A 4,299-nucleotide genomic window follows, 5' to 3' on the forward strand; every position below is an offset into this window, starting at 1 on the left:
CAGTTTAATTCTGGAATTGGAATATTTGAGAAGAACCTGATCAAGGCGAAGGGTAATAACCTTTACATGGCGAAAGAGTTTCAATATCTGAGATTATAAGATATTAGGCGCCGGATGCTGGGAAACTTGCTTGTCCGGTTCTGTGGGGGGCTAATTGCGAATATGAAAAAAGTTATTATCATTTCTTTTTTCTAAACCGCGTTAATCTATCTCGATATCAACAAAGTTAAAACAAATAACTCTTTAATATTAAGAAAAATAATTAACAAAAATAAAGAAGAAATTTCTAAATTATTAGAATTAAGCTTTTATTTTGTTAATAATAAAAATATCAAATCAAAATTAAATAGTATCAAATCAGAAATAGAATCTGATAAAGAAAATAGCGCTATTTATTTTCGAAATAAAGGCGATGAATTTATGTTAGAAGCCGAAACACAACGAAATAATAAAGATTTTATCCTTTCTAATTTAAAATATGATCGTGCTAAAAACAACTTTGAAAAATCTATTGAAAAATATAGCGAAATAAAAAACCAATTTTCTTTAGTTTTTAGAAAAATATTCATTTCTGAAAATAATAATTATTCTAACTATATTGATATTAATAACAAGAATGTTTTTGATAGTAATTTTCAATATTGGAAAAATATATTAGTAATTTTGACAATCACCAATTTTTTAATTCTTACACGTTTTATATATAAATTAATTATATATAAAATAAATGACTATAAAACCAATATGATTAAATTTGAAATTTAAATTAAAATAAAATTTTTAATTTTAAAAAAAATAAAAGCTGTTTATTATAATAATAAACAGCTTTTTTTATGTTGAAATATTTTATTTTTTGCGAATTTGATCTTAACATCATCAAAAATAGATTTAATTTATTTCTATTTTAAGAAATTTTTTCTTTCTAAAAATTGTTTTTCCACTTCATTTAGTATTTTTAAGTCTTTATCAGTAATAATAATTCTACGATAAGCTTCTTTCAAATCATCAATATTAACTGTTTCTTTACTAACTGTATCATCATTAGCTCTTTTTATAGCGAAATTCATAACAGCATCTTTCATCAAATTTTCTAAAGTACGATTAGTTTTTAAAAAATCATAATTAGATTCAATTTTATCTAAAGCTTCATTAATTACTTCATATAAAAAATTTTTAGCTTCCAGACTATATGGATTTTTAAGTTTTTGATCCATTAAAAATTCTAAAAATTGTCTACGCTCTAATTTATTACCTGGTTTAACTTCGATAGCATAAGGAAAACGCGATTTTATAGCATCATCGATTTGTGAAAAATTATTAGTCGCTCCTAAAATAAAAATAGGGTGTTTAGAATCATTTTCATTAGAAGTCAATTCTGTTTTAAATTGGTTAACAATATTATTAATTTCCGAATCGCCTTCTAAATTTGTTAATTTTCGAAAAATAGTTTCACATTCATCTACAAAAATAATAGCTCCAGGGTGTTTTTTAGATATTTTACGTACATCATTAAATAAATTTCTAATCATTTGTACCGCTTGACCTCTATATTTTTTTGAAAAAATAGAAGCACTAAGTTCAAAAAAGGGCAAATGTGTTTCTTTAGCTATAGCCCGAGCAAAAGTAGTTTTTCCTGTTCCAGGAACACCATATAACAAAAGACCTAAAGGAGGTTCAATATGACCAATATTTTCGAATTTTTCAGGTTCTTTTATATACAATATAAAAAAATTAGCTATTTTCTTTTCTTCTTTAAAACCAGATAAAGTTGCAAAATCAAGAAAATTATCACTATTAGTCGGATAAAAAGATTCTTTTTCATCAAAACTATTAGTTAAATTTAAAAAATTTGCTTCATTTTTGTGAGATATATCAGATTTTAAATTCATTAAATCCTTATTATTTTTAAAATTTAATATTAGAGACCAAAAAATACATAATAATAATAATAAATTCATAATTAATCTAAAAATAATCAATAAAATTTTTTTCTTGTCTTTCAATAAGAACTCCTTTAAATATTATTAAAATAAAAAAAATAATAGAATTTATTTTTATATTTACAATTAAATTTATAATTTTAATAAAACTAGATAATTTTTTGAAAAGATTAAAATCTATTTTAGTAAAAAGTTTAAATAATTTTTATTAATACTACATCAGATATATTATTAATAATTTTTAAATTTTTAATTATTCATTACATCAATAACAAACATCATTATTTTTCTAAATTATAAAAATAAATATCAAATTTTATAAATTGGGTTTATATAAAGACTTTTTTTCAAAAACCGCTAAAGGTTCTGAAAAACTACCTGCAGAAGTTTTAGCTAATGTTTCTCCTAAAGAAGTTAATTTGGCATCTATATTATCCAAATGCCATAACAAAAATGCTTCACCTGTTTGAGGAGTTTTTAAAGCACCATATTCTAATAAACCATGATGAGAAATTAATAAATGTTTTAATAATAATATTTCTTCTGTATCCTGAATATTGAATAAAACAGCTTCTTCATGAACATAATTAACAGCTAAAACTAAATGACCTAATAAAATTCCTTCTTTAGTATATTCCTTTTTCGAAAAATTAAATTCTTTAACTTTAAACATATCATGTAAAATAATTCCTGCATATAATAAATCTAAATTTAAAAAATTGTATCTTTCGGCTAGATTTAAAGTAATTTGCAACATATTAGTAGTATGATAAGCTAATCCTCCGTAATAATTATGATGCATTTTAAAAGCAGCTGGTGAAATCAAAAAAGGCAATTTATATTTATTGTATAACGCAGTTGTAATTTTGTTTAAATTATAATTTTTAATTTTATTAATATATTTATTAATTAAAAAATCAGCTTTTTCAAAAGATAACGGCGCACATACAAAAAAAAGACGATAATATTGATAAGTTTCTTCTAAATTTAAAATATTTTCGATTAAATTCAAACTTTGGCAAATCCAATAATATTTATTGCTTTTTAAATGTCTAATTACTTCAAAAATATAAATTTTTTCAGTTATTAAAACTAAATTTCTATTTTCTATTTTAATATTGATAATTTCCGTTTCCGTTAACAAAACATCTATATTGTAAAAATTATCACCTTTATTAATATTAGTAATTTTTCCTAAAATTTGGTATTTTTGCCCTATTTCAGCATTCTTTAAATTTTCTAATTGGTTTTTATAAATCATAATTTTTAAACTCATTTTTATTTTTCTTAATTATTTAAAATATAACAAAAATTTAAAATACTTTTAACAATAAAATAAAGACATACAAATAAATAATTCAAAATAAACCTGTTTTTAAAAATTTTTTTTGTAAATTTGATATTTCAAATTTATTTAAATTAGATAAAAAAGGATATTTTTGTTTTAATAATGTGACTAATTTAATAATTTTTATTCTTTGATTATAAGGAAAAGAAAAATCATAAAATACTTTATTATTTAAATAAACAGCAATTATGAAAAAAAAATCTGGATCAATAATTTCTAATTTATATTCGATAAAAAATAATATTCCAGAAATTAAACTTTTTAAACAATAAACAGCTTTTGTATATAATAAATAATTAAAAGTTAAATTAACATAAGGCTGTTTCAAAAGTTTATTAAATTCTCTCAATATAACAAAAGATCTTAATTTATTTATTAAAGTGATATTATCTTTTAAAAATTTTTCTGTTTTTTCTTCTACAGAAAAATTTAATTTTGATTTAAAATAAAAAATTCTTAACATTCTTAAAGGATCTTCAGTTAATTTTTGATAAGGATCGCCTATAATACGAATAATTTTGTTATTTAAATCTGTTAAGCCATTAACATAATCGAATATATTATGATTTTCATCTAATAAAATGGCGTTTATAGTAAAATACGGATAGATTAATTGCGTTTTGTGCAGCGATTTATCTTTGCTGTTTTATTGACAATCAGCCCCCGTCCAAACCGGACAAGCAAGTTTCCCAGCATCCGGCTTTCCCTAATTTACTCTCTTGCGAGAACTAATTTCGTCTCGCGACTGATTAGCTATTTATTCTTATTGTTCTTGTTTTCCTAATATCATGTATTTGCTGATTGGTTATCTTCTAATGACAATCTTTACACAATACTTTGGTTCTGTTTACCTTTATCATGTAGGCTAAAACCTTGTCCCTTTGTCAGCTTTGACAATTTTTGATTTGTCCTTCCTGATCGTAAGTTTAGCCATTGTGTTACTTGGTTTTTGATCCATTCAGCCTTGTCATACTCGCCTTTGACGCTGATGATAAAATCATCAGCATAGCA

5 protein-coding genes are annotated in these 4,299 nt (G+C 22.4%); 1 reads left to right on the top strand and 4 read right to left on the bottom strand.

The window, feature by feature from the left end; genetic code table 11:
- Positions 1-420: 420 nt before the first annotated feature.
- On the top strand, positions 421-765 hold the full coding sequence (locus tag OC683_RS02060) for a hypothetical protein (protein WP_304514887.1): 345 nt from the start codon (positions 421-423) through the stop codon (positions 763-765).
- Between the two features lie 134 nt (positions 766-899).
- Here the strand turns inward: OC683_RS02060 and OC683_RS02065 are convergent, their stop codons facing one another.
- The 4 genes from OC683_RS02065 to OC683_RS02080 form a co-directional block, all read right to left on the bottom strand.
- Positions 900-2,003, bottom strand: a complete 1,104-nt coding sequence (locus OC683_RS02065) for an ATP-binding protein (RefSeq protein ID WP_304514888.1) — start codon at positions 2,001-2,003, stop codon at positions 900-902.
- A gap of 253 nt (positions 2,004-2,256) precedes the next feature.
- Positions 2,257-3,201, bottom strand: coding sequence for an HD domain-containing protein (locus OC683_RS02070; protein WP_304514889.1), 945 nt, complete (start codon positions 3,199-3,201; stop codon positions 2,257-2,259).
- Positions 3,202-3,298: 97 nt separating this feature from the next.
- Entirely contained in the window at positions 3,299-3,751 is a 453-nt protein-coding gene (locus OC683_RS02075; RefSeq protein WP_304514890.1) for a tRNA nucleotidyltransferase/poly(A) polymerase-related protein, read from the bottom strand.
- A gap of 362 nt (positions 3,752-4,113) precedes the next feature.
- Positions 4,114-4,299 (bottom strand): RNA-dependent RNA polymerase family protein (locus OC683_RS02080; protein WP_304514891.1); only part of this gene is annotated, 186 nt, incomplete at its 5' end.

Source organism: Candidatus Phytoplasma crotalariae (genome assembly GCF_030586865.1).
GTDB lineage: Bacteria > Bacillota_I > Bacilli_A > Acholeplasmatales > Acholeplasmataceae > Phytoplasma > Phytoplasma citri.